We start from the raw sequence: 5,920 nt of genomic DNA, 5'->3' as shown, positions 1-5,920 counted from the left end.
CCATCCACAACCAAGCGACCTCCGGTCGCGCCTTCCGGGCAATACCGTCTGAACCAGACGATCCGCCGTGAAACCCTGCCAACATCATGCGACATGAAGAGCCTGAACGCTCCGAAATCGACAATCGCCAGGCATCCGGCCACAAGCCAGCACCATCCCTGCCCATCTATCTCCGCTAAAACCAAATGCCGCAACGTGAAGTAGCCCCCTAAATCGGCTGACCGGCCCTCACACTTATGGAAGTGTGATGCATATGCCTGATCGTATGACTGGAACCTATGATCGCGTGGAGGTGATCACCTCGGTGCAGCGCCGACGGCGCTGGACGCCCGAGGAGAAGATCCAGATCGTCGAAGAGACGTATCTGCCGGGCAACTCGGTGTCGCTGGTAGCCCGTCGGCATGGCATTGCCGGCAACCAGTTGTTCACCTGGCGTCGGCTGATGGCCCAGGGCGCGGTGGGTGAGGAGGTCGTGCCAGCGTCAGATTACCGCGCCCTGGAAGCCCAGGTGCGCGAGCTTCAGCGCCTGCTTGGCAAGAAGACAATGGAAAACGAACTGCTGCGAGAGGCTGTCTCCCGGGCAGCAGGCCCAAAAAACGGCTTTTGCGTTCGACCTCGTGGCCGGAGGGTGGACAGTGAGCTCGGTCGCCGATGCCGTCGGCGTATCACGTCCGCATTTGTCAGCGATGCAACGGCCGGGAGAGCCGCGCCGTCGTGGACGCCCGCCATTGCCTGACGCAGAAATTCTCGCCGACATACGAAGGCTGATCGCCGGCCTGCCAACCTATGGCTATCGACGCGTCCATGCGCTGCTGCGCCGCGAAGCGGAAGAAAACGGGCGCGCAGCGCCCAATCCAAAACGTATCTACCGCATCATGAAGCTGCATGGCCTGCTACTCCAACGTCACTCTGGTCGCAGTGCGGAACGGCGGCATGACGGCCGTATTGCTGTCACCACCCGCAATACACGCTGGTGCTCCGACGGCCTTGAGATCGGCTGCGACAATGGCGAAAAGGTCCGCATCGCCTTCGCGCTCGACTGCTGCGATCGGGAGGCGATGAGCTATGTCGCCACGACCGGAGGAATAACCGCCGAGGATGTGCGCGATCTGATGGTGGCTACGGTCGAACATCGCTTCGGCCAAGTGAATGCGTTGCCGCACGCCATCGAATGGCTGACCGATAACGGCAGTTGCTACACCGCGCATGACACCCGGCGCTTCGCCCGCGACATCGGCCTGATCCCGAAGACCACGCCGGTGGAAAGCCCGCAAAGCAACGGAATGGCAGAGGCGTTCGTTCGCACGCTCAAACACGATTACGCCCGCGTCAGCCCACGCCCCGACGCCCGCGCTGTCATCGAACAACTGCCAGGATGGCTCGACCATTATAATCGCGTGCATCCGCACCGGGCGCTCGGCTACAGATCGCCGCGCGAGTTTATCAGCCGCTCAACCCATGAGGGCCTGTCAGACCTTTAGGGGGCAACAACAGTGACTGAAAGCAGAATGAGTGCATTCAGACGATAATGGCGGATCTCGCTAATCGAAGGCTCATTACCACGAACTGCGCAGGAAAGAGGAGAAGGCGCATTTTAGCTGCTAGCCGCCCGCGGGCCGGAGGATAAAGCGTCGGGCGTTTCAACGAAGGATGGATTGGCAAGATTCCCGATCCCAATCCCCACGATGCTAAAGCGAATATTGATCGGCAATCTGGCGAGGATGTTGGGGCGGTAGCCAAGGCGCGGCCACCTCCAAGATCCTTTCCTTTGTCGTGCTGGAAATGCTGGCTCCAGGGGTAAATGCTGGGCACACGGCCGATTGAGAGACTTTCGCTTCATGCGCCACGCCGTGCGCATTTACAAATGGCTGATCTTGCATTGTATCCACCCGAGATAATTCTGCATTACCAAGCCTATGGGTCGCGGAGCTAGAATAAAATTAAAACAATAATATTAATTTAATTTTGTTCACCCCCGCACTATCAATACAAAGCATCAATTCAATCAATATGCATGACTATGCACAAATCGCTACTCCGGCGTAGCAGTTGAGAGGGATTTGTCATGATCAAGGAAATTGCGCAGCTCCAGATCGAGCCCGATCAGGCAATCCAGTTCGAAGCAGCAGTTGTCGAAGCCATCCCCCATTTTCGCGATGCAAAAGGCTGCCACGGCCTTAGCCTTGAGCGATCAGTTGATGTGCCAGGCGCCTATATGTTGGTGGTGCGATGGGACAGCGTCGATGCGCACATGATCGATTTCCGCGGCTCGCCTGCATTTGCTGCATGGCGTGAACTTGTCGGTGTGTTCTTCACCGCGGCACCGCAGGTCGATCATGTCGAACAGGCGATTGACGGCTTTTGATTCACCCGGCTGTGATCTCGTCAAATTAGAAGGATTCCATATGGCTCGATATCTTAAGCGCGGTGCGACGGCTGAGGCGAAGGCGGTGGCCGATCGCCAGGTTCGTGACATTGTCGAGGCAGCTCTGGCCGATATCGAAAAGCGCGGCGATGCAGCCGTGCGTGAAATGTCGATCAAGTTCGATGGCTGGGACCGTAATGATTATCGTCTCAGCCAGGCGGAGATAGATGCGTGCGTTGACAGCCTGACCGCACAAGAGCGCAAAGATATCGAGTTTGCGCAGGCCCAAGTCCGCAACTTTGCGCAAATTCAACGCGAATCGATGAAGGACGTCGAGGTCGAGACGCTGCCGGGTGTCATTCTCGGGCATAAGAATTTACCCGTAAACGCCGCAGGTTGTTATGTTCCCGGCGGCAAATATCCACTTCTCGCCTCCGCGCACATGTCCGTCATCACCGCCAAGGTTGCAGGCGTTCCTCGGGTCATCACATGCGCGCCACCTTTCCAGGGTACACCCGCACGCGCAATCGTGGCCGCCCAGGCGCTCGCAGGAGCAGATGCCATATATGCGCTGGGCGGCATCCAGGCGGTCGGCGCTATGGCCTTGGGGACGCAGAGCATAGACCCGGTCGATATCCTGGTCGGTCCGGGTAACGCTTTCGTGGCAGAAGCCAAGCGTCAACTGTTCGGCCGCGTCGGCATAGATCTGTTCGCGGGGCCGACCGAAACGCTCATCATTTGTGATGAGATTGGTTGCGATGCCGAGCTGGCGGCCACCGACCTGCTCGGTCAGGCGGAACATGGTCCTGACAGTCCTGCGGTGCTGCTGACTATTTCGGAAAAGCTGGCGCGTGAAACCATGAAGGAAGTGGACCGGCTGCTCAATATTCTACCGACGGCTGACTATGCCCGTAAGGCATGGGAAACCTACGGTGAAGTAATCGTCGCCGACGATGAGGTGGAAATGGTGCGTATTGCAGACGATATCGCGTCCGAACATGTCCAAGTGATGACCGCGGACCCGGATTATTTCCTCAAAAACATGAAAAATTATGGCGCCCTGTTCCTCGGTGCTCGTACCAATGTCAGCTATGGTGACAAGGTTATCGGCACCAATCATACGCTACCGACGAAGAAGTCCGCTCGTTACACTGGTGGACTTTGGGTAGGAAAGTTCATCAAGACCTGCACGTACCAGAAAGTCCTGACGGACGAAGCTTCGGCGCTGGTCGGAGAATATTGCAGCAGGCTATGTGGCATGGAAGGCTTTGCCGGTCATGGCGAGCAAGCCAATGTCAGGGTGCGCCGCTACGGTGGGAGAAACATAGCTTATGCGGGCACTGCGGACCCCAGTCCAGCGACGGCTGCCTGATGCAACCGTTACCGCAAACACCGAGTTTCCGGCTCGATGGCAAACGAGCGCTGGTCACAGGGGCGGGACGAGGTATCGGCCTGGCCTGCGCCGCGGCATTGGCGCAGGCCGGGGCGCATGTAACACTCGCCGCGCGCAGCCTGGACGAGATCGCCAACGGTGCACATGCTATTTGCGCTACCGGAGGGAATGCTGAAGCACTCCGCTTGGATGTCAATGATGTCGTCGGGACCGCCTGCGCTTTGGACGGGGTCGACCCGTTCGATATCTTGCTCAACAACGCAGGAACCAACCGTCCGAAGGCCTTTACGGAGGTTTCGGAGGAGGATTATGACGCTGTACTTGGATTGAATCTGCGTGCAGCCTTTTTCGTTGCGCAGAATGTGGCTCGCCGCATGATTGCGACCGGGCGAAAAGGCTCTATTATCCATATTGGATCGCAGATGGGACATGTTGGTGGACCAAGGCGGTCACTATACTGTGCGTCCAAATGGGGTCTGGAAGGGCTGAACAAGTCGATTGCGCTGGATCTTGCCCCGCATGGCATTCGGTCCAACACCATCGCACCGACCTTCATCGAGACACCGATGACCAAGCCATTCTTGGAGGACAAGGCGTTCCTTGCGACCGTGCTTGAGAAGATCAAGCTTGGGCGTTTGGGAAGAGTGGAGGATTTGATGGGGGCGGTCGTGTTTCTGGCGTCGGATGCCTCGGCCCTGATGACAGGCACCAGCCTGATCGTCGATGGGGGTTGGACTGCCGAGTAGGCCGACGGGATATTGAAAGGCGCATTGGGTCTGCGCAATGGGGCGCCGTTCCAATCCCCATATAGCACCAGTGGCGATCAGGGCGCGACAATGAGCCGCCGATCTTGCGTGGCGCTGGGGACATGAACTTCAGCGCCGATCAGGCCAGTTTCAAACATTATCGCTAGGCCGCGTTGACAAAGTGTGACAGCCATTTGCGAATGGCGGCGAGGTTTAGGAAGCTTGCGAAGGATAGAGCAGTTTTGTCGTATCGCGTGGCGACACGGCGGAACTGCTTGAGTTGCCCGAACATGCGCTCGATGCGGTTTCGGTCACGATAGCGGCGAAAGTCGCAGGGAATGGGTTCACGGCGATTGGCCTTGGACGGGATGATCGGCAGGATGCCGTGCATCAGCAGATTTTCGCGGACAGCATCGCCGTCATAGCCCTTGTCGGCCCGCAGCGCCTTGGGCGTGGTAACGGGGATCGCCATGAGGGCATCGACAGCACCATAATCGGATGCTTCACCGCCGGTCAGGATGAAGCCGATAGGGCGTCCCTGATTGTCACAGCAGGCGTGGACCTTGCACGTAAAGCCGCCGCGTGATCGATCAAGAGCCTGCGCACAAGCCCCCCTTTTCCGCCCACTGCCGAAACATGGCCGCGAACTATGGTGCTGTCGATCATGTGCTGCCAGTCGTCGGTCAGTCCCAATTCCACCAATGTCGCCAGGGTCGCATCCCACACGCCTTGTTCGGCCCAGCGCCGGAACCGCACATAAACCGAATTCCACAGACCATAGCGTTCGTGCATATCCCGCCACGGACAGCCGACACGCAACACATGCAGCATTCCGTTGAGGAAACGCCGGTTGTCATGGGCAGGACGGGACTTGCGACCGCGCTCCGACGGCAGAAGCCCCGCAATCACATCCCATTCCTCGTCCGTTAGATCGCCCCGGCCCATCATTGCTCCTCGCAAAGAGAAGCTCTGAATCAGAAATCAGGCCAATGGGGAATCCACTTTGTCAACGCAGCCTAGGGTTAAGAACTTTGCAAAATTCATTTGCAATTTTACAAATTTACATTTGTCTTGTGCCACAAGATGGGAAATGGGTCTTCCAGTAAGGAGCTGCGATCGGGCGATCGTGGCGGTTGCGCTTGAGCGATCTATCCCGGAAGGAGAATGTGGTGGGGGATACTGTCGAACGGGAATCGATGCCCTATGACATCGTGATCGTGGGCGGCGGGCCGGCGGGTCTGTCAGCGGCGATCCGGTGCAAGCAGCTGGCGGAGGCTGCGGGGAGCGAAGTGTCGGTGTGCGTGCTGGAGAAGGGGTCGGAAATCGGCGCCCATATTCTCTCTGGCGCGGTGATCGATCCCAGGGCGCTCGACGAATTGCTGCCCGACTGGCGCGAGACGGGCTGTTCGCTGGCCG

Annotated in this window: 6 protein-coding genes and 1 pseudogene; 6 read left to right on the top strand and 1 reads right to left on the bottom strand. The window is 58.2% G+C overall.

Annotated elements, in window-relative coordinates:
* The 5 genes from RQH62_RS24765 to RQH62_RS24745 all read left to right on the top strand — a co-directional run.
* On the top strand, positions 1–204 hold a 204-nt coding region (locus RQH62_RS24765), incomplete at its 5' end, for a hypothetical protein (protein ID WP_311271314.1).
* A 61-nt stretch (positions 205–265) separates the two neighbouring features.
* Positions 266–1,481 (top strand): IS3 family transposase gene (locus RQH62_RS24760; protein ID WP_405053599.1). Its coding sequence is split into 2 segments (ribosomal slippage): positions 266–594 and positions 593–1,481, totalling 1,218 coding nucleotides; the frame shifts between segments, so codons are not numbered across the junction.
* Positions 1,482–2,065: 584 nt separating this feature from the next.
* Positions 2,066–2,365 carry an antibiotic biosynthesis monooxygenase family protein gene (locus tag RQH62_RS24755; RefSeq protein WP_311271313.1) on the top strand — a complete coding sequence of 100 codons (300 nt, stop codon included), beginning with the start codon at positions 2,066–2,068 and terminating at the stop codon, positions 2,363–2,365.
* A gap of 40 nt (positions 2,366–2,405) precedes the next feature.
* The gene (gene hisD, locus RQH62_RS24750; RefSeq protein WP_311271312.1) at positions 2,406–3,737 is read left to right on the top strand and encodes a histidinol dehydrogenase; all 1,332 of its coding nucleotides are present in this window, start codon (positions 2,406–2,408) and stop codon (positions 3,735–3,737) included.
* Positions 3,737–4,504, top strand: a complete 768-nt coding sequence (locus RQH62_RS24745) for an SDR family oxidoreductase (RefSeq protein WP_311271311.1) — start codon at positions 3,737–3,739, stop codon at positions 4,502–4,504. The genes hisD and RQH62_RS24745 overlap by 1 nt, the downstream gene beginning before the upstream one ends.
* A gap of 163 nt (positions 4,505–4,667) precedes the next feature.
* On the opposite strand, the pseudogene RQH62_RS24740 reads toward RQH62_RS24745, so the two are convergent.
* Positions 4,668–5,449: pseudogene (locus RQH62_RS24740) on the bottom strand (IS5 family transposase).
* A 251-nt stretch (positions 5,450–5,700) separates the two neighbouring features.
* Between RQH62_RS24740 and RQH62_RS24735 the strand changes: the two are divergent.
* A partial coding sequence (locus RQH62_RS24735) for an FAD-dependent oxidoreductase (protein WP_311271315.1) occupies positions 5,701–5,920 on the top strand: 220 nt, incomplete at its 3' end.

Origin of the sequence: Sphingobium sp. WCS2017Hpa-17 (assembly GCF_031843765.1) — a bacterium.
In the GTDB taxonomy this organism is placed as follows: domain Bacteria; phylum Pseudomonadota; class Alphaproteobacteria; order Sphingomonadales; family Sphingomonadaceae; genus Sphingobium.
Note: the sequence above shows the minus strand (reverse complement) of the source record. Positions and strands in the feature narration are given on the sequence as shown.

Coding starts and splice junctions, on each gene's coding strand:
- RQH62_RS24755 (WP_311271313.1), top strand. CDS start 2,066: ATGATCAAGGAAATTGCGCAGCTCCAGATCGAGCCCGATCAGGCAATC.
- hisD (WP_311271312.1), top strand. CDS start 2,406: ATGGCTCGATATCTTAAGCGCGGTGCGACGGCTGAGGCGAAGGCGGTG.
- RQH62_RS24745 (WP_311271311.1), top strand. CDS start 3,737: ATGCAACCGTTACCGCAAACACCGAGTTTCCGGCTCGATGGCAAACGA.